Origin of the sequence: Pelagihabitans pacificus (assembly GCF_009371985.2) — a bacterium.
Lineage (GTDB): Bacteria > Bacteroidota > Bacteroidia > Flavobacteriales > Flavobacteriaceae > Pelagihabitans > Pelagihabitans pacificus.
The window spans coordinates 120,187-138,799 of the sequence record NZ_VIKU02000007.1; the positions used below are offsets into that span (position 1 = coordinate 120,187).

Sequence of the window (18,613 nt, forward strand, 5' to 3'; positions counted from 1 at the left end):
GGTCATAGCCTACAAAGACACATTCGAAATCAATCGCTCGACCGTCGGGTGGTCGTTGCCGCCGGCGGGCTCGATGGTGATGTTGAGCGATTCGGCCTTGTCGATGTAGGCCAGCGCGACGTATTCCTGATTGCTTGATACCAAGCCCATACTGATCATCTCGCCTTCCACATCGGCCCACATCTGGTAGGTATGATCGGCATCCAAGGGGGCCAAGCCTTTTGCATTTACGACGACTTCCTTCGTCTGATGGTTCACATAGGCAATTGCACGGGAATCGGGGGACTTCGCATTGCCCACGAGCAGTAGCGGCACCACATTGGGGTTGTTGATGCTCTGGTAGCGGCTATTGGTCTCCCGGTAGTTTTTTTCGATATCGGCCAAACGGTTCTGTAGGCCAGTTGTTTGCTGCTGGAGTACCTGTAGATTCTTCTCGGAATCCTGCCATTTGGTATAGAGCCAAAAGGAGCTCAAGGCGAAAATGGCCGCCAGACTGGCCGCGACCATCAACCGCATTAGGAGTGCGGAGTTCTTCCGTTGGGGAACGTCGAGCGAACGTACTTTCGAGCTTCCCACCTCATCTTGCAGCATGGCGGCCTCCAAGGATTTTCGTACTTCACTAGGGGGCGTTATGGCATTTTCAAAGGCCATCCGCTCAAAATCGGCTTCCATCGCACGGAATTGCGCCATCAGCTCGGCATCGCTTTGAAGCACGCGGGACACGGCGGTTTCCTGCTCCACGGCAAGCTCGCCCAAGAGGTATTCCTCCAATAATCCATCTTGTAAGATTTTCTTCCTATCCATGTCCGATCAATTCAACATATAGCAATAGCAACATCAGTTCTTCAGGATACTGCTCCCTTAATTTGAGCAACGCCTGGCGCACGTAGGATTTAAAAGTCCCCAGGGGCACCTTCATTTCCTTATGGGCCTCCCGGTGGGTGAATCCCTCAAAATAAACCAGTTCGATCGCTCGTTGATGGTGGGGTTCCAATTGCTTCAGCATGCCGTTCAGTTCGGTATAATCCTTAGGAACCTCCGTCCTCCTATCATCATATACACTCAAATCATCGGTTTGGATGAGCGGATCCGGATTTCTTACCGCATTTAGGGCCGTATTTTTTGCGATGCGGTACGCCCAGGTATAAAATTTTCCCTTCGAAGCATCGTATTGGTCGATTTTACGCCAGATTTTTAGAAAACTTTCCTGTAGCACATCCTTGGCCATGTCTTCCCGCTTGCAAATACGGATGATCACCCCGTAGAGCGCTCCCGAATACTTGTCGTAGAGACCGAACAAGGCTTGCTTATCCCCTTGCCGGAGTTGTGTGATGAGCGGAGTATCGTTTAAAGGTGTTGCCATTGAAACGTTAAAGATATGATAAAAAAGGAATTTGCTCATCCATCGCCGGGAAGCCTGTGTATATGTAAATGAAAGCAAGCAATAATTGTTCGCTCATATTTAAAAATCTAAAAACATCATTATGAAAAAAATTATGCTAAGTATCGCCGCTGTTACTTTATTAGTATTCACGCAGAGAACACAAGCGCAGGACATCGTTGATGTAGCCGCTTCCGTAGATGACTTCTCAACCTTGGTATCCGCTGTAAAAGCTGCCGATTTGGTCAGCACCTTGAAAAGTGACGGACCGTTTACCGTATTCGCACCGGTCAACTCCGGATTCGCCAAAATCGACGCCAATGCCTTGAACTCCTTGATGGAGCCCGCCAATAAGGAAAAATTATCGGCTATTTTGACCTATCACGTAGTAGCTGGAAAATTGGCTGCAGCCGATGTTGCCGCAGCGTTGGAAGCCGGAAACGGAAAAGCGGAATTGACCACCGTCAATGGTGCCACCTTGACCGCCGTTAGTAAGGATGGAGGCATCTTTTTGATGGACGCCAACGGAAATTATAGTAAAATCGCCAAAACCGATGTAGAGGCCACAAACGGAGTTATTCACGTCATCGAGGACGTGGTAATGCCCAAATAATCCGACACCTACGCTATGAAAAAGAAGGAAGCACCGTGAAAGCGGTGCTTTTTTTATGCGGTAGCTGGAACTAATTGCATTTAACGGCCGATACTTGGTGCCGAAACCTTGCAAATCGGACCCCTCCGCCTGTCGGCACCTCCCCTCGGCGAGGGGAGGACCCCGTGATTTGTCTTGGGTACAACTCAATCGGCTAAAAACAACCATAAATTAAATAGGTCGTCAATTGGGTCCCCTCCTTAAATTAAGGAGGGGTGGCGACAGCCGGGGTGGTTGGATTTGGAACTCCCCAAGCTTAAATTAAATCCTTCAGTTTTTCAAAGACACTACAACTACTACAGCTTTCATCATCCAAGTCGGACCCCTCCGCCTGTCGGCACCTCCCCTCACCGAGGGCAGGACCCTGTGATTTTCCTTAAATACCAGATCATTGTTTCAAAGATCTATAAAAACAGAAAGTCGAAAGTAGGGTCCCCTCCTTTCAAAGGAGGGGTGGCGACAGCCGGGGTGGTTCGCTACCTCGCATCCTCCCTCTTCCCAAACGCTGCACTTATCGCCTCCAGTACCATATCAAGCTGTTCAAACACCGTATCGTTTTCAAATCGCAATAGTTTAAAACCGAGTCTTCGTAGTTCTTGGGCTCGTTTGAGATCGTATTGCTCGTTGACCATATTATGATGAACTGCTCCGTCTAGCTCTACAATCAACTGCTCTTCCGAACAGTAAAAATCAACGATATAGTTTTGAATGCTGTGCTGCCTCCTGAACTTTCGTCCTTTCAATTGTCGTCGTTGCAGGGCTTTCCACAACATCGACTCCGCCTTGGTGGGATTGTTGCGCAGCTCTTTTCGGAAACCCTTGAGGTACTTCCTGTTATGCAGTGAACGGGCCATGTTTAAAGATACTGATTAAACAGCTAAAGGGGGGTATGGAATCTTTGTGTTCCAATGAAACCCCTCCGCCTGTCGGCACCTCCCCTCGGTGAGGGGAGGACTCCGTGATTTGCCTTCAATACCAGATCATTGTTTCAAAGATTAATAAAAACAGAAAATCGAAAGTAGGGCCCCCTTCTTAAATTAAGGAGGGGTGGCGACAGCCGGGGTGGTCCCTCGCTATTTCAAAATATATTGTCTATTTTAGAACCAACCAACAACACCATGATCTACGTCTTTGCCCTTATTGCGGCCCTCGCCTTTATCATCCTCGGCATCGTCCGATGGAAAATCCATCCTTTTTTTGTGTTACTGGTGGCCGCTATCGGCTATGGCTTTGTTACGGGCATGTCCGTCCCCGCCATTATCTCCTCCGTGAATGACGGTTTTGGGAGCATTATGGGCAAAATCGGGCTCATCATTTTCTTTGGGGTGGTCATCGGTACCGTACTCGAAAAATCGGGCGGGGCCATGGTCATCGCCGCCCGCATGCTGAAACTGATCGGGGAAAAGTCGGTGCATCTCGCGATGATGCTCACGGGCTATCTGCTATCGATTCCCGTGTTTGCCGACAGTGCCTTTATCATGATGAACCCCTTGAACAAAGCCTTGTCGCACAAAGCGGCAGTCTCCTTTGCGGGGACATCGGTGGCCCTGGCCCTGGGACTGATGGCCACCCACGTGATGGTACCCCCTACCCCCGGACCCATCGCCGCGGCGGGGATTTTAGAGGTGGACCTGGGCAATGTGATTTTCTGGGGTATCATCGTGAGTTTGTTGTCCTTGGTGCCGAGTTATTTTTTTGCCACCAAAATAGCCTCTAAAGTGAAGCTCCCTATTGTAATGGAAAAAGCCGCCACTGCCATACACCAACCCCAGTTATGGACGTCGTTGTTGGCCATTACGGTGCCCATAGTCTTAATCATTCTAAAATCCTTTTTTGACTATCCCGATTTTGCCTTGCAAACACATGCACTCTATCCCGTCATCTCCTTTTTGGGCACGCCGGTGATCGCCCTTTTGATCGGGGTGGCGCTCTCCTTGTTATTGCCCAAGGAATTGGACCATACCGTATTCTCCGCCAACGGCTGGTTCGGGGAAGCTCTCAAAACGGCCGCACCCATTATCCTGATTACGGGGGCCGGGGGTATTTTTGGCAGTATGTTGCAGAATTCGGGCATTGCCGATTTGATTACGGGCAGCTTTTCGGACTTGAATATCGGGCTGTTTTTCCCCTTTTTATTGGCCGCCTGTTTAAAGACCACCCAGGGTTCCTCGACGGTAGCCCTCATCACGACGGCCTCCATCGTGGCCCCCATCTTGCCCGCCTTGGGGTTGGACGAACCCTTTTTAAAAACGATGACCGTTTTGGCCATTGGTGCGGGATCGGTGGTCGTCTCCCACGCCAACGACAGTTTCTTTTGGGTTTTGACCCAATTGACCGGCATGGATGTCAAGGACGGCAACAAAACGCTTACCCTAGGCACCTTGGTATTGGGCGTTTCGGGGATATTGATCGTGTTTTTGTTTTCGCAACTTTTTCAATAAATCCGAAATTATAAAATCCCAAAATCCAGGTACCAAATTCTAAAACCCCCTCCAACTTCGAACTGATTACTTACCTTTGAGTACTGATTACTGCTTACTGATCACTCCTACCTCAGAACTCCAAACTCATCACTGGCAGTTCGTCTTGTCTCTTGAATCTTACTTCTTATCTCTCTAAACCACTGCGGAAACCCGTAAGAATAGGTTTCCAAAATTTGATTATCTTGCAATGCCTCTTTCTTTTCCCCACATTTACCTCCTATTGACTTTAGGATAAAAAGTGTTGCTAAAACTCCGTTGTGGGGTATGGCGATATATTTACCGCTGTAAAACTAATTGTGCCTAATTTAAAAAAGAGTAATGAAATATCGGGATAAGAAAATAAAAAGTGTTTCTGAACTAATAAAGAAACTTAAAGACGATTCTGCATTTTATGCTGGACCTATTTGGTACAGAGGACAATCCAAAAAGGATTATAAGCTTATTCCATCATTTTATCGAAAAGCAACTAGCACTTCTGAAATGACACTAATAAAAAAATTCAAACAAAACGCCACTTTGTTGATGAACCACCATTCAAGTAACGACTTTGATTGGTTGTTTATCATGCAACACCATGGGGTTCCAACTAGGCTTTTGGACTGGACTGAAAGTTCACTAATTGCACTATATTTTGCTTGTTGTGATAATTTAGGGTCAGACGCGGCACTTTGGGTGCTTTTACCAACAGAATTAAATAAACATTCGGGGATTGAACCAGAAGAAACATTTGACATACCAGGTATAGGGGATCTCGGCAATCATAATCCTATAAGCTACCATGCAGATCGAACAAATACCATGGGCCCAGCAGCGGCAATCACTTCTAGGAATACTAGTCGAATGCAAGCGCAACAAGGTACGTTTACCATTTTTCATAAAAAAACTACTGCAATTGAAGAAATTGGTGACAAAAACCATGTTTGGAGATATATCATACCATCTTTAAATAAGAAAGAAATTCTTGATGAATTGAAAATTTGTGGTATTGACAAGTTTCAAATGTTTCCAGAGCTGGCAAGTATTGGTGAAACCTTAAAGAAAGAAATCTAATGAATTATATATCAACATTCCCAAAGAAAAACAGTAACATATTAAGGTTGGTATATGAAAAAGACTCAGTAAACCTTAGTCCAGAATATCAACGAAATGGTGAAATATGGCCTTTGGAAAAAAGACAACTATTGATTGATTCAATTTTAAATGATTATGATATACCAAAACTATATTTTCACGTACTGACATTAGAAGAAAAGAAAAAAACTGGATTTGAATATGCCGTAATTGATGGAAGACAGCGTATTGAAACAATTTTCAAATTTATTAATGGCGACTTTCCATTAAGTCAGGACTTTATCTTTTTGTCTGAACCAAAGCTAGATGCAAAGGGTCTGTACTATAAAGATATTGCAGAACATTACCCAAAACTCAAGATGGTTTTTGAGTCATTCGAAATGCCGATAATTTGTGTTGAAACAGATGATTTAGAACTAATTGATGATATGTTTCTTCGACTAAATGAGGCTGTTCCATTGAACGCCGCCGAAAAGCGAAATGCCATTGGGGGACCATTAGTTCAATCAATAAAGAAATTAGGTAAACATAGTTTTTTCCAGAAAAAAGTAAAGTTTTCTAACAGGAGATATCAGCATCTTGAAGTTGCTGTAAGACTGTTATTTATTGAACATTATCTTTCAAAAGAAAACAAGGTGTACGACACGAAAAAGACCTTTTTGGACTCGTTAGTAAAAAAATACAAGAAGGAAAAGAGTTTAGACGCAAAGAATATCGAAAAAGCAGTATCGACCATTCTAGATAAGTTGGTCAATATTTTTGCGAACAATGATGCTCTCCTAAGAACTCAAAGTATAATCCCGATTTACTATTTAGCTGTTCGTAGTGCTTTGAATACTAATGATGAAAGTAAAATATCTAGACCAAATCTATTGAAATTTAAGGAGGATATATCATTAAACAAAACAATGGCAGAAGATGACATTTCTAAGGCTGATTACTCACTCATTGAGTTTGATAGAATGTCTTTACAAGGTACAAATGACGCTAGTTCTATAAGGGAAAGAAGCCGAATTCTCCTGGAATACCTGAATATTGACAAAAAAATACTGGGTACAACAAAGCCTAAACTGCACTAAAACAGCTTAGGCAAACCCTTACCACATAAGAGAATAAAGTCTATGGAATCAATTAAAGACCTCATATACTTCGATTATGATAAAGCTAAATCTTTAAATAGTCAGCTGAGTGGTGGTCTTGTTAGTGAATTAACAAGAGCGATTGAAGATGAAGGAGGAATATCATCCGAGCTTGGATTTGACATTAAGATTTTAAAAGGTTCCGTTGGTGCTACTGGAAGGGAAAAACAAATTCGGACTGAAAAAATTGAAATCTATCATGAACTATTGAATGAATTAGAAAAAGCTTTATTTGAAAAAAAAATTCTAACTTATTTAAATTCAGATTTCGGCACTAATACAAAAACCTTTAATAAATTTTTGGAAAAAGTTCCAGATCTGACTTACGTTAAAGCAACTGGTTGGAGTGCATTTGAAGACTTTGAGAGGTTCAAAAGAATTATGCACAACTTTAACGACATTCAGAGACTTATTTTTACATCAGTTCTAGAAAATAATCCTGAAATCATTAAATTAAAAGAACAAGTCAATGATTTAACCAAAAGGCTTAAATCTAATAATAATCACAAAGAATTATCCAAACTAAGAGCAGTTCAAAAAAACTTCGATAAAATAATGGAAGAAGAGTCAGGGGCAGTTTTTCTAGACGAAACATTCAAATTAAGACTAGAACTATTTCTTAATACGTTTTCACCTAACCGTTTAAATTTTCGACTAGCTCCATTTGATGTTTTCAATAATTTTCAACTACTATCTAATCTAAAAAGTGAATACCTGGTAAATGGAGACTTTGAAAATGTAATTTACACATATGGCAGTAGACCTAATATAAAACTTTCCGTTTTTGGCATTGTTACCTCATGTCCACAGAAAAAAGATGTTAGAGTGAATTTAAGTGATGAATATTTAGGCTTGGAGGATGGTGAACTGGAAGATTCTGATGTTTTTGAAAAAGCTTTTAGAAGCGTATTCTCATCATTTGAGGGATTTGAGAAATTCTTCTTTGTACCTACATATCCTAAAATTTCAGTTAGTCCTATTGCAATCTACCGTGAAGTGAATTTATAATTAAACGTGCAATAATAAAGAACTGAGCTAAAGACAAATAAAACTTCTTACAATTTCCCAGGCTAGCACCCGTATATCATTGGTGCCCTCATAAGTAAGGGAGCCTGTACCCATTCAAAAATCCTAAATCGGGGGCCTGTAACAAACCGTTGCCATTAAAGACCTATAAATAAAATTACCCTACAGCACCATGGGCGGCGAAGGAAGTATGGCCAGTGCGATATTAAGTTTAAAGCAAAATCGTGCGTTACTAAAAAAGAGAAGCATCCGTGAACTCAAGGATGTGCTTCGTGAAAAGTCGGGAAAGACCGAATTGGAATTTAAAAAAGTGGATGCAAAGGACTTGGCCCGACTCAAAAAAGAAATTCGAAAAGAAGCCCGAACGAATGCACGCAACGAACTATTTTTCTATGCCATTTCGTTTTTCGGAGTCGGAATCCTCTTTTATCTTATCTATCTCCTTTTCTTTGGCTAAATTCTCGGTAGCTCTTGTATGCCACCGCCCCTGCCATTACCCTGCTAGTTACTTTTCTCCAAGGTCCTTTTTATCATTATCGAGACCGGAGCTCAATGAAGAATCTTTACCTTTAACACGTACAAACCGTTTGTCATGAACAAGATTATAAGAGCCATTTTGGCCGCATGGGGCACCAAAAAATTAGGCGGTGGAAAATGCGGTTGCATCGGGGGCATCATTCTTTTTATCATTCTCTACTGGTTGTTGGGGTATGTGTTCAACTGATGAGCTATAAATCCCAAATGTACATAGAAAATGAGTGCCCGCGCCACTGGACAACCCATTTAAAATTCCCCTAGAATTTTCGCGGGCATCTATGTCAAAAGCAGGGTTCATTGCCGCAAAACTGCTTGTACTGCGGTGTTTCCAGTGGGTAGGCTTATAGCAAACCGTTAAAACTTCCTCCCTGGTGTATAGGGTGCGCCGGCCGTTTCCAAGGCGGCTTCATAGCCTTCCAGGCTATTCCAATACGCTTTAAGATCTCCCTTAAAGTTTTCGAAATCGGTTTCGGCCAATGCGATATTCCGTTCCAGAGTCGCCGTCGGGGGTTGGCGGGTGCCCCAATGACCATAGGCTACTTGCCCCACTCGACCACTGATCGAGGGCGCCGTGGCTTCATTGAATTTCTGGCGGATCGGGTCCCCCGATAAGCGCAACCGCAAAGCGGCCAGCCCATCCTCGAGGGTCTTCAATCGGGCAAACAACTCCGGGCTTGCCTTGGGCGTCTCCAACAAGGCGGCCTTCATATGTTTGATCCGGTCCCTGGCCTCGCCCAGCTTTTCCGAGGCACTCGAGATCTGTCGTGCCAAGGTGTTCGTCTTTTCCTGAAAGGCGGCCACCGCCTCAAAGTCGGTATCGGCCGCTGCGGTGGGTACCGGTTTCACCATAAAGGATTCAGGCGTACCTTGGGAGGTGAGCTGGCCGTCATGGGCGATAAAGAGCTCCACCGTATAGCGACCGAGGGCGGCCAAAGGTCCCTCCGGGTCCCCCGCCCAGGGCGGTTGAAAGGCGGGTACCGATAAATCGACCGGGTCGGGTGCCGGCAGTTTCAAATCCCAATTCGAACGGTGCAGCCCTTCTTTGGCGGTTCCCTTGATCCAGCGCACCGGATCCCCGTTTTCGTTCCGCACCAAGAGCAGCACCTGTGGCTCGGGCTCGGTGAGTTCGTCACGCAAGGCATCCCACCCGGGAAAGGGAATACTGGCGTTTTGGTTCCGTAAGGCTTTTTCGGTGTCCTGCCGCTGTGCTTTGGCGGTCTGGGGCAGTTCCGCGAGATAATAGGTGAACACCGCCCCAAAAGGCGGGTTTTCGGCGGCAAAACTGGTCGACCCTTGACTGGGCATCCCTTTGGCCTGCAAGGGTTCGTTGGGCACGTACCACCAGGCATCCCGTACCGAAAAGAGCGTATTCGTCTTCGCCCCAATGGCAGTGGCAAGCGCCCGTAAAGCCGTATAATCATCGAACACATAAAACCCTCGACCAAAAGTGGCCCCTACCAGGTCGTTGTCCCTTGGGTGCAATTCCAGGTCCCGGAACGCGATGGTCGGGACGCCGGCATCCAGTTTGATCCAGTTCGAACCCTTGTTCGGCGAAAAATAGAGGCCGTACTCGGTACCGATAAACAGCAGGTTTTCATCCTGATGGTCCTGTTTTACTACCCAAACGATGGTTCCCATCGGTAAATCCCCGGCAATCGACCGCCAGCTACGGCCCCGGTCGGTGCTCATAAACAGATAAGGGGCATAATTCCCGAACTTATGCGCATCGGCCACCACAAAAACGGTATTGGCATCGTGACCGGAAGCCTCCACATCGTTGATAAACGAACGGGGCGGCACCTTGGGAAGGGCGCCACTCTTACGCCAATTCCGGCCCCCATCCTCGCTGACCTGTACGAGTCCGTCATCGGACCCCGTGTAGAGCAATCCCTCGACTTTGGGGGATTCGGAGATGGCCGTGAGCGTCGCGTATTTCGACATCGCGCCCGTATCGTACAGGGCATCGGTACTCCATACCCGCCCGATCGTTTCCAGTTCGTAGCGGTTGGTGTTGGTGGTCAGGTCCCCACTGATGGGAGTCCATGAATTCCCCTGGTCGTTGCTGCGCCATAAACGTTGCGACCCAAAATAGAGTCGGTTCGAGTTGTGCGGACTGATCAGCAACGGGCTGTCCCAGTTCCAACGTTCGGGCGGATCGTTCGGTGCGGCTTGGGGCTGGATGTTCAAGACCTCCTCGCTACGGCGATCCAGTCGGTACAGGAGCCCCTGTTGTATTTCCATATAGGCGATGTTGGGATCCTTGGGATCAAAGACCGATTCATAGCCATCGGCTCCCAGCGGCACATACCAATCCTGGTTGCGTATCCCTTCGGTATTCTTCGTTCGGGAGGGCCCGATCAGGGTGCCAAGGTCCTGGGCGCCCCCGACAATATTGTAAAAAGGCTCGGCATTGTCGAGCCCCAGTTTATAGAACTGCGAAATGGGGAGGTTCGGAAAATGCCGCCATGTGCTGCCCTCGTCAAAGGTCTCATAAAGCCCCCCATCGGTACCCGCGATCAAATGTTCGCCGTCGTCGGGATCGATCCAAAGGGCATGGTTATCGCTGTGCTTCTCGCGGCCCGTACCCAAATAATCAAAGGTTTTGCCCCCATCACGGCTTACATGTAGAAATACATCCATCTGGTACACGAGATCGGGGTCGGTGGGCGAAGCCTCCAGCTCCTGATAGTAATGGGGTCCCGTTCCCCCGGAGGTATAGCTACTGCGTTTTTCCCAGCTTTCGCCCTTGTCCAACGAGCGATAAAAGCCCTTTTCGCTTTCGGTGGCCTCGATGGTGGCAAAGACAACTTCCGGGTTGGCCGGAGTAACCGCCAAGCCTATTTTACCCATATGGCCTTTGGGGAGCCCCGTTTTTTTGCGCTCCCAGCTTTCGCCACCATCAACGGATTTGTAAATCCCCGATTTTGGTCCGCCCGCCAACAAGGCCCAGGTTTGCCGACGCCGTTGATAGGCCGCGGCATATAGGATATCGGGGTTCGAAGGGTCGAACTCCAAATCGGTCACGCCCGTATGTTCATCGATCTGAAGGACCTGTTTCCAGGTTTTTCCACCATCGGTGGTCTTAAAAACACCGCGCTCCCCGCCCGAGGACCAAAGGGGGCCTTCTGCCGCCACAAAGACAGTATTGCTATCGCGGGGGTCGATCAGAATCCTGCCGATGTGTTCGGAGGTTGCCAGCCCCATTTGCTGCCAGGTGGCGCCACCATCGGCACTGCGATAGACCCCATCGCCCCAGGCGACATGACGCCCACTCACGTTTTCACCGGTGCCCACCCAAACGATATCGGGATTGTTGGGATCGAGGGCCACGGTACCAATCGAGTAGGATGGTTGCCCGTCGAAAACGGGTGTCCAGGTGATGCCCCTATTGGTGGTTTTCCAAAGACCGCCCGATCCCACGGCGACATACCAAATACTGCGATCGGTAGGGCTTACGGCGATATCGGCGATACGGCCGCCCATCATGGCCGGACCGATACCCCGCAATTCGAGCCCCGAGACCGCCGCTGCCATCGCTTTGGAATCGATGTCCTGTGCCTGGGCTGTTATCGGGAATAAAGAAAAAGTGATAAGGGCTAAAAAGGTCGAAAAGGTGTGTTTATACATAAGGTCGGTTTTGAGCGATTACATTGGAAGGGCCTTACAGCCATGTGTTTCCTTTGGTGGCCGTAATTTAATGAATGTGTACCGAATGGGACGGGGTTTAGGGGGCACATTTTCCAAAAAAACTTCTAAAACCGATGGTCTTAGGGTAACCGACCTCCTTGCCTCCTTTTTTTCAGTTCGGGAAACGCTCCAATTTTCTATCTTTAGGGAGTTCATTGTACCCATTGTAATTTGAACCAATAGCAAATATGAAGAAAAAAATAGGCGAACTGTTCTTCCAGATTATTCCGGTGATGATCGGGGTATATCTCGGTTTTGTGGTCTCCAACTGGTCGGACGACAATCAACGCAGGGCCCAGGCCTACACCCTTGCCCAAAACCTGCTGTCGGAAATAAATTCGAACCAATCAAAACTCGAAAAAGTCATCGACTACCATAAAATGCTGCAGGACAGCAGTCGTTACTACTCCCAACCGCAGAGCGATATACAAAACGCTCATTTCTTCCAGGGTACCCAGGTGCTCACCTTGGCCAATAGTGCCTATGAGACGGGCATACAAACGGGCATCATCAATGAGTTGCCCATCGATGACATTCAGGCGATCAATCAGCTCTACACGCTACAAAACGACTACAACGATTTTGGAAACCTACTGATGTCAGGGCTTCTGGCAAAGGACTTTTCAGATCGTGCCGAAGACCGCCGTGGAATCGCCCGATTTCTTTCCGTTTCAATGACCGATGTGGTCATCAAGGAAACCGACCTACTGGAAACATACGGTCTTGTAAAGGAACGGCTGATGGCCGTCAAATAAAACGTGCTGATGCTTACGGCCGCCAGCACTTACCAGTGCTGACAGCAGAACGACGACCACAGACCCCTACCCTCAATTTTCGATCTCCGGTCTTTTGACTTCCGAACAGCTATGGTCTTTGGTCCATCCTCCTTAATCGTTGATCCAAAACCAAGGTCAACAAAAAAATCGACTGGATGAGTCGATTTTTTTATACCTATTTCGAAAAGCCAAGCACTGTCCTTACTCAGGTGGTAAGCCGTCATAACATCCTCGCACCGAACTTCATTTTTTGAAAATCAAAGTTCATGCCAAATAGTAGGCGGTTCCCCTACTTTTTTTGAAAAAGTTCATTCAACACCTTCGCCAGTCGCAGTCCGCCCTTTTGCAGCTGGGTTTCCACCGTATCCCACCACACATAGGCATAACGGTAGGCGAGTTTCTCCCCTACCTCGACCGATTCGTACAGTTCGTTGGCAATGTCCTGCGATTCTTCGACCCAATCGTAGATGGTACCCTGTTGGATCGCTTTTTGTTGGTTTTTGCTCCATTTGGGAAGCGAGGCGGCCAACTCGGTGTAGCTCATACCGTAGTCATTGATCATATTTGCGTCCCAGACCCGGTGCAGATTGCTTCCGTTTCCGAACCATTGCAACTGAATGTCGTTTCCGCCTTTGTCCTCCAAACGTCCCACATGCATGGGCTGATGGAGGTCCCCGATCAAATGGACCAGCATTTTGAGATAGAAGGCCTTGTCTTCCTTTGAACTATTTTCATCCTTTACGATGGCGATGCATTTTTCTATCCCGATCATCAAATCCCCGTAGGGGCTTGGGGTTTCCTCCCCGTATTTCTTGTCCGCCGGATAATTTACGTAATGCCAGGCACTGAACTTGCGGTAGGTACTATCGGCCTTTATTTCATCCGCAAAGTTCGATACCGAAGCTAGACTTTGTCCCTCCAACAATTTCCCGATCGCCTTTCGCGCCTTTCGACTTAAATGTTGTTGTGCGATTTCACCAATGGTCCGATGACCGGTCTTGGACCATACCCCATCATTGGCAAAGCCGATCTGGGAAAGAAAAAAAAGAAGAAAAACGATTTTTTTCATATTCTTGAACGTATATGCTTTCAAAAATAGAGAAACTCCTATTAAGGAATGGTTAAATAACTGTTCCATTCTATTTTTTAAATTGATATTGCAACGATGAACCGGTTTCGGGCACTTTTAAACAAGATACCAAATCCATTCCTACGCTACGGCCTACTGGCGGTGGTATCCCTTTTTTTGGTGGGAATCCTTTTTTTCCTGAGTATCTATTTCGGGGCGTGGGGCAAGCTGCCCTCCAAGAAGGAACTCTCCAATTTCGAATATCAGCGGGCCTCGGAGGTCTATACGGCCGATAGCGTGCTCATCGGGAAGTACTACCTTTTCGATCGCCAGCCCATCCCCTATGAAAATTTTCCGCCCCATCTCTTGGATGCGTTGATCGCCATTGAGGACGAACGGTTTTATGAACATTCGGGGGTCGATTACCCCAGCCTGTTCCGGGTAGCCTTCAAAACCATTTTGATGCAGGACGAGTCCTCGGGAGGGGGAAGTACGCTGACCCAGCAATTGGCCAAAAACCTGTATCCCCGAAAAGACCGGGCCAAGGCGAACCTGGCGATAAACAAGATCAAGGAAATGATCATCGCCTCCCGTTTGGAAGACCTATATTCCAAAAAGGAAATCCTGACCCACTATCTCAACACGGTTTCGTTTGGGGACAACACCTACGGCATCGAAAGTGCCTCGTTGCGATTTTTCAACAAGCGCACGCTCGAACTCACCATTGAGGAAGCGGCAGTGTTGGTAGGAATGCTCAAGGCGACCTACGGGTACAATCCCAGGGTATTTCCCGAAAACAGTTTGAGGCGACGCAACCTCGTGCTGCAATCCATGGTCAACAATAAGTTTTTGGAGGAAGGGCAAAAAGACAGTCTGAGCAACGTACCCATTAAACTCAACTACCGCAAATTCAATTATACCGACGGACTCGCCCCTTATTTTCGGGAGGAAGTCCGGAAGCAATTGTTGAAATGGAGCAACACCGAAAAGGAGAAGGGCAACGCGTACAATATTTACACCTCCGGTTTAAAAATCTACACGACCCTCGATTATAAGATGCAGCAGTTGGCCGAAAAGGTGATGAAGACCCATATGGCTTCCCTTCAAAAAAGCTTTGAACGCAGTTACGCCAAAAACGCCCCCTGGCAAACGGACAAAAAAATCATCGAAAAGGCGGTCCGCAATTCCCCCCATTATAAAAAACTCATCCAGAACGGCCTAGATCCACAACAGGCGATGGACTCCCTTCGTCAAAAACGGACGATGACCCTCGCCGATTGGTCCGGCGAAAAAACGGTGCAAGCAAGCCCTATCGATAGTATCAAACACTATATGAAATTCCTGAATACGGGATCCTTGGCCATCGATGCCCAAACAGGGGCCGTGAAGACCTGGATAGGAGGCGTTGATTTCAAAAACTTCAAGTTCGACCATGTGGCCCAAAGCAAACGGCAAGTAGGTTCCACCTTTAAACCCATCGTTTACACCGCCGCCCTGGAGGTGGGTATCCCCGCCTGTACCTATTTTTCGGCCAGTGAGGTGGAATACAAGAATCTGAAGGGTTGGTCGCCTAGCAATTCGGGCGAGAAGGACGAAACCTACCTTAATTACTCCATGGAGGAAGCGCTGAGTAACTCGGTGAATACGGTAGCGGTGAAAGTCCTGGAAGCAACCGGTATCGAAAATGTATTGATCCAGGCCAAGAACATGGGGGTATTTTCCAGCCTTCCAGAGCAGCCCTCCCTCGCATTGGGCACGGGCGAAATCTATGTGAACGAATTGGCAGGGGTGTACGCAAGCTATGTCAATGACGGGCGGGCGGTGCTTCCATACCTCATCGAGACCATTACCGACCAAAAAGACTCGGTGCTCACCCGGTTTGAACCCAAAAGGGCCCGGGAACGCGCTTTCTCGAGCACCACCCGCGAACTCATGATTCAGATGATGAAGGCCACCGTCGATAAGGGTACCGCAAAACGCATTCGAACCACCTACGGGCTCAACAACGATATCGCGGGGAAAACAGGGACTACCCAAAACAACAAGGATGCATGGTTCGTGGCCCTGACCCCAAAACTGGTGCACGTGACCTGGGTGGGCCTCGACAATCACGAAATCGGTTTTCGAAGCACCAGCCTGGGCCAGGGTGCCAATGCTGCCCTACCCCTTTTTGCACTATGGTACAAAGAACTGAACAGGGCCAAGGAATTCAATTCGATCACCAAGGCCCGATTCAAACGACCTTCCAAAACAGTACTGGATGAACTGAACTGTCCTCCGGTAAAACGCGACGGATTTTTTAAGAGGCTCTTTAAGAATCCGAATAAAAAAAGACGCAAGCGTTTTAACACCCGATAATAAAGGAGCCTATCCTATTCCAAAAAAAAATTTGTCCAAACCCAATTTATTTTAATATCTTTATGATATCATTTTAATATCATTAAATCCAGCTATTATGACACACGAAAAAACTACCCATCCGCTAAACGGCTATTTGATGTTGCTGTTTTGCCTGATACTACTTATCGGAGGCACCGTTTTTCTTATCAGGACCCAAGAACTTCTTTGGGGCTTGGCCTTGTTCGTAGGCATCTTGATGTTACCGGGCTTCGTGTTGGTCAACCCGAATAGCTCCCGGGTACTGCTGCTATTCGGAAAATATGTGGGTACCATCAAGAAAAATGGTCTTTTTTGGGTGAATCCGTTTTATACCAAAAAGAAAATATCGCTACGGGCCAGTAATTTCGACAGTGAACGCCTCAAGGTAAACGACAAATTGGGCAACCCCGTGATGATCAGTACCATCTTGGTATGGCGCGTTACGGACACCTACAAGGCGACTTTTGATGTCGACGATTATCAAAACTTCGTTCGGGTGCAGACCGATGCCGCCGTTCGAAAATTGGCCAGCATGTATCCCTATGACAACTTTGCCGACGAGGGGCTCGACGAGGACATCACGCTACGCTCGAGTGTCAATGAGGTAAGCGAGGCCTTGGAAAAAGAAATCCAGGAACGTTTGGCCATGGCGGGAATCGAGGTATTGGAGGCACGTATCGGATACTTGGCATACGCCCAGGAAATTGCCAATGCCATGCTCAAACGACAACAGGCAACGGCTATTGTCGCGGCCCGTCATAAAATTGTCGAAGGGGCGGTCAGTATGGTCGAGATGGCGCTGGACGAGCTGGGCAAGAACGAAATCGTACATCTTGATGAGGAACGAAAGGCGGCCATGGTCAGTAATTTGATGGTGGTGCTCTGTTCCGATAAAGACGCTGCCCCAATCGTAAACGCTGGAACCTTAAACCATTGATGGCATCCGCTAGGTTTTTAACAAATAAACCTTACCTATAGGTACAGGGAAACAAGGGCATTCAATTGGAATTGAATCACGGGAACAAACTCTTGATGGGCACCCAGAGGGAAAAAGAAGCCCAAATAGTCATTAACCGATATCATAAACAGTATGAAAGAATATAAAATCATCAAGCAAAAAACAAAGGTGTTCGGGGACAACGACGCCACTTTTGAAAAAGAATTGAACGACTACGCGCGACTAGGCTGGCAGGTGACCAGTGCGGTCATGCCCTCGCATAGCACTGCGATGAAAGTCATCCTCGAGCGTACGAAAAACTAATGTTTTGAACAAACGCCTATTACTTTTCGTATTCCTACCGATTGCCGTATTGGCGCAGCAAGCGGTGACCGAGAAACTGGATTTGAAAAATGGGGATATTGCCATTCCCGGAACGCTCTCCTATATCGACTCCCCGGAAAAACAACCCTTGGCAATCTTTGTACACGGTTCGGGAACAATCGATCGGGACGGTAACGCGCCCAACTTTCCCGGAAATGCCAACTATCTGAGAACCTTGGCCGACAGTTTGAACGTCAGGGGCATTGCTTTCTACCGTTATGATAAAAGAAGCGCCACCGTTTCAAATTTGGAAAAAATGGCCGACGATACAATCGATGATTTGGTGGCCGATGTAAGAATCGCCATCAATCATTTTAAGAACGACGCCCGATTTTCGTCCATCACGCTCATTGGACATAGCCAGGGATCCCTGGTCGCCATGTTGGCAATTGATGGGTCCGTCTCAAAATACGTTTCCCTAGCGGGAGCCGGTCAAAGCATTGACCACATCCTCGTGGAGCAGCTGGGCCGGCAACAAGAGGACATGGGAAAAACGGCCCGCCGGTACTTCGACGAATTACGACAAACCGACACCATTTTGGAGGTGAATCCGTTTTTGCAGGTTATTTTTGCCCCGAGGAACCAAAAATTCCTTAAACATTGGATGATGATCGACCCGACGGAGGAAATTGCCAAAGTCACCATCCCCATACTCATCGTTAATGGAGATGCCGATATGCAAGTGGAGGTCACCGATGCCGAGAAGCTGCATGCGGCCGCGCCAGGTTCCCGATTACAGATCATCCCCAAAATGAACCACGTATTGAAAAAGGTCAACACAATTTCAGGGAATATGGAATCGTATTCGGATGAAAAGTTTCCTTTATCCGTTTTGCTTGTTGAGACCCTTGAAGAATTTATTAAATCCTGATCATGGCCAAGAAAAAGGCATTCGCATTGCGGTTGAACGAAGATATGTTGAAAGCGATTGAAAAGTGGGCTGCGGACGAATTTCGAAGCACCAACGGCCAAATAGAATATATGTTGATGAAAAGTCTGAAGGATGCCAAGCGAGCACCTAAAAAGAAGTCGGGGGATTAACCAAAATTGGGATTTCCTTAACGCTTAAAAAACTTAAATTTGTGGCTTAGC

Annotated in this window: 18 protein-coding genes; 13 read left to right on the plus strand and 5 right to left on the minus strand. The window is 47.1% G+C overall.

What is annotated here, in order from left to right:
- Window positions 1-9 precede the first annotated feature (9 nt).
- Both FK220_RS18445 and FK220_RS18450 read right to left on the minus strand, forming a co-directional pair.
- On the minus strand, window positions 10-804 hold the full coding sequence (locus FK220_RS18445) for an anti-sigma factor (protein WP_152575839.1): 795 nt from the start codon (window positions 802-804) through the stop codon (window positions 10-12).
- Window positions 797-1,363, minus strand: a complete 567-nt coding sequence (locus FK220_RS18450) for an RNA polymerase sigma factor (RefSeq protein WP_152575840.1) — start codon at window positions 1,361-1,363, stop codon at window positions 797-799. The genes FK220_RS18445 and FK220_RS18450 overlap by 8 nt, the downstream gene beginning before the upstream one ends.
- Before the next feature lie 121 nt (window positions 1,364-1,484).
- Between FK220_RS18450 and FK220_RS18455 the strand changes: the two genes are divergently transcribed.
- Window positions 1,485-1,994 carry a fasciclin domain-containing protein gene (locus FK220_RS18455; protein ID WP_152575841.1) on the plus strand — a complete coding sequence of 170 codons (510 nt, stop codon included), beginning with the start codon at window positions 1,485-1,487 and terminating at the stop codon, window positions 1,992-1,994.
- 515 nt (window positions 1,995-2,509) lie between these two features.
- On the opposite strand, the gene FK220_RS18460 is transcribed toward FK220_RS18455, so the two are convergent.
- Window positions 2,510-2,887 carry an endonuclease domain-containing protein gene (locus tag FK220_RS18460; RefSeq protein WP_152575842.1) on the minus strand — a complete coding sequence of 126 codons (378 nt, stop codon included), beginning with the start codon at window positions 2,885-2,887 and terminating at the stop codon, window positions 2,510-2,512.
- A gap of 264 nt (window positions 2,888-3,151) precedes the next feature.
- Here FK220_RS18460 and FK220_RS18465 point away from each other — a divergent pair, with 264 nt between their 5' ends.
- The 6 genes from FK220_RS18465 to FK220_RS20220 all read left to right on the plus strand — a co-directional run bounded on the left by FK220_RS18465 (window position 3,152) and on the right by FK220_RS20220 (window position 8,476).
- Window positions 3,152-4,474 carry a GntP family permease gene (locus tag FK220_RS18465; RefSeq protein WP_152575843.1) on the plus strand — a complete coding sequence of 441 codons (1,323 nt, stop codon included), beginning with the start codon at window positions 3,152-3,154 and terminating at the stop codon, window positions 4,472-4,474.
- Between the two features lie 360 nt (window positions 4,475-4,834).
- Complete coding sequence (locus FK220_RS18470) at window positions 4,835-5,566, plus strand: FRG domain-containing protein (protein ID WP_152575844.1); 732 nt, start codon at window positions 4,835-4,837, stop codon at window positions 5,564-5,566.
- Window positions 5,566-6,666: a DUF262 domain-containing protein gene (locus tag FK220_RS18475; protein ID WP_152575845.1), complete on the plus strand. Its 1,101-nt coding sequence runs from the start codon at window positions 5,566-5,568 to the stop codon at window positions 6,664-6,666. Before FK220_RS18470 ends, FK220_RS18475 begins: the two co-directional genes overlap by 1 nt.
- Window positions 6,667-6,708: 42 nt before the next feature.
- Window positions 6,709-7,734, plus strand: coding sequence for a DUF6414 family protein (locus FK220_RS18480; RefSeq protein WP_152575846.1), 1,026 nt, complete (start codon window positions 6,709-6,711; stop codon window positions 7,732-7,734).
- 190 nt (window positions 7,735-7,924) lie between these two features.
- Entirely contained in the window at window positions 7,925-8,209 is a 285-nt protein-coding gene (locus FK220_RS18485; protein ID WP_152575847.1) for a hypothetical protein, read from the plus strand.
- A 135-nt stretch (window positions 8,210-8,344) separates the two neighbouring features.
- Complete coding sequence (locus FK220_RS20220; RefSeq protein WP_262887914.1) at window positions 8,345-8,476, plus strand: hypothetical protein; 132 nt, start codon at window positions 8,345-8,347, stop codon at window positions 8,474-8,476.
- A 167-nt stretch (window positions 8,477-8,643) separates the two neighbouring features.
- On the opposite strand, the gene FK220_RS18490 is transcribed toward FK220_RS20220, so the two are convergent.
- Complete coding sequence (locus tag FK220_RS18490) at window positions 8,644-11,916, minus strand: WD40/YVTN/BNR-like repeat-containing protein (protein ID WP_152575848.1); 3,273 nt, start codon at window positions 11,914-11,916, stop codon at window positions 8,644-8,646.
- A gap of 248 nt (window positions 11,917-12,164) precedes the next feature.
- Here FK220_RS18490 and FK220_RS18495 point away from each other — a divergent pair, with 248 nt between their 5' ends.
- On the plus strand, window positions 12,165-12,731 hold the full coding sequence (locus FK220_RS18495) for a hypothetical protein (protein WP_152575849.1): 567 nt from the start codon (window positions 12,165-12,167) through the stop codon (window positions 12,729-12,731).
- A gap of 310 nt (window positions 12,732-13,041) precedes the next feature.
- On the opposite strand, the gene FK220_RS18500 is transcribed toward FK220_RS18495, so the two are convergent.
- Window positions 13,042-13,821 carry a S1/P1 nuclease gene (locus tag FK220_RS18500; RefSeq protein WP_152575850.1) on the minus strand — a complete coding sequence of 260 codons (780 nt, stop codon included), beginning with the start codon at window positions 13,819-13,821 and terminating at the stop codon, window positions 13,042-13,044.
- Between the two features lie 96 nt (window positions 13,822-13,917).
- Here FK220_RS18500 and FK220_RS18505 point away from each other — a divergent pair, with 96 nt between their 5' ends.
- From FK220_RS18505 to FK220_RS18525, 5 genes are all read left to right on the plus strand, one after another.
- Window positions 13,918-16,179: a transglycosylase domain-containing protein gene (locus tag FK220_RS18505; protein ID WP_152575851.1), complete on the plus strand. Its 2,262-nt coding sequence runs from the start codon at window positions 13,918-13,920 to the stop codon at window positions 16,177-16,179.
- A 97-nt stretch (window positions 16,180-16,276) separates the two neighbouring features.
- Complete coding sequence (locus FK220_RS18510) at window positions 16,277-17,137, plus strand: SPFH domain-containing protein (RefSeq protein ID WP_152575852.1); 861 nt, start codon at window positions 16,277-16,279, stop codon at window positions 17,135-17,137.
- Between the two features lie 153 nt (window positions 17,138-17,290).
- Entirely contained in the window at window positions 17,291-17,461 is a 171-nt protein-coding gene (locus FK220_RS18515) for a DUF4177 domain-containing protein (protein WP_152575853.1), read from the plus strand.
- A gap of 4 nt (window positions 17,462-17,465) precedes the next feature.
- The gene (locus tag FK220_RS18520; protein ID WP_152575854.1) at window positions 17,466-18,392 is read left to right on the plus strand and encodes an alpha/beta hydrolase; all 927 of its coding nucleotides are present in this window, start codon (window positions 17,466-17,468) and stop codon (window positions 18,390-18,392) included.
- Window positions 18,393-18,394: 2 nt separating this feature from the next.
- Window positions 18,395-18,562, plus strand: coding sequence for an Arc family DNA-binding protein (locus FK220_RS18525; RefSeq protein ID WP_152575855.1), 168 nt, complete (start codon window positions 18,395-18,397; stop codon window positions 18,560-18,562).
- The last annotated feature ends 51 nt before the right edge of the window (window positions 18,563-18,613 follow it).

Bases quoted from the DNA above. Each gene is read 5' to 3' on its own strand.
- FK220_RS18500 (WP_152575850.1), bottom strand. From the start codon at position 13,821: ATGAAAAAAATCGTTTTTCTTCTTTTTTTTCTTTCCCAGATCGGCTTT.
- FK220_RS18445 (WP_152575839.1), bottom strand. From the start codon at position 804: ATGGATAGGAAGAAAATCTTACAAGATGGATTATTGGAGGAATACCTC.
- FK220_RS18455 (WP_152575841.1), top strand. From the start codon at position 1,485: ATGAAAAAAATTATGCTAAGTATCGCCGCTGTTACTTTATTAGTATTC.
- FK220_RS18470 (WP_152575844.1), top strand. From the start codon at position 4,835: ATGAAATATCGGGATAAGAAAATAAAAAGTGTTTCTGAACTAATAAAG.
- FK220_RS18480 (WP_152575846.1), top strand. From the start codon at position 6,709: ATGGAATCAATTAAAGACCTCATATACTTCGATTATGATAAAGCTAAA.
- FK220_RS18505 (WP_152575851.1), top strand. From the start codon at position 13,918: ATGAACCGGTTTCGGGCACTTTTAAACAAGATACCAAATCCATTCCTA.
- FK220_RS18525 (WP_152575855.1), top strand. From the start codon at position 18,395: ATGGCCAAGAAAAAGGCATTCGCATTGCGGTTGAACGAAGATATGTTG.
- FK220_RS18465 (WP_152575843.1), top strand. From the start codon at position 3,152: ATGATCTACGTCTTTGCCCTTATTGCGGCCCTCGCCTTTATCATCCTC.
- FK220_RS18460 (WP_152575842.1), bottom strand. From the start codon at position 2,887: ATGGCCCGTTCACTGCATAACAGGAAGTACCTCAAGGGTTTCCGAAAA.
- FK220_RS18515 (WP_152575853.1), top strand. From the start codon at position 17,291: ATGAAAGAATATAAAATCATCAAGCAAAAAACAAAGGTGTTCGGGGAC.
- FK220_RS18495 (WP_152575849.1), top strand. From the start codon at position 12,165: ATGAAGAAAAAAATAGGCGAACTGTTCTTCCAGATTATTCCGGTGATG.
- FK220_RS18490 (WP_152575848.1), bottom strand. From the start codon at position 11,916: ATGTATAAACACACCTTTTCGACCTTTTTAGCCCTTATCACTTTTTCT.
- FK220_RS18510 (WP_152575852.1), top strand. From the start codon at position 16,277: ATGACACACGAAAAAACTACCCATCCGCTAAACGGCTATTTGATGTTG.
- FK220_RS18475 (WP_152575845.1), top strand. From the start codon at position 5,566: ATGAATTATATATCAACATTCCCAAAGAAAAACAGTAACATATTAAGG.
- FK220_RS18450 (WP_152575840.1), bottom strand. From the start codon at position 1,363: ATGGCAACACCTTTAAACGATACTCCGCTCATCACACAACTCCGGCAA.
- FK220_RS20220 (WP_262887914.1), top strand. From the start codon at position 8,345: ATGAACAAGATTATAAGAGCCATTTTGGCCGCATGGGGCACCAAAAAA.
- FK220_RS18485 (WP_152575847.1), top strand. From the start codon at position 7,925: ATGGGCGGCGAAGGAAGTATGGCCAGTGCGATATTAAGTTTAAAGCAA.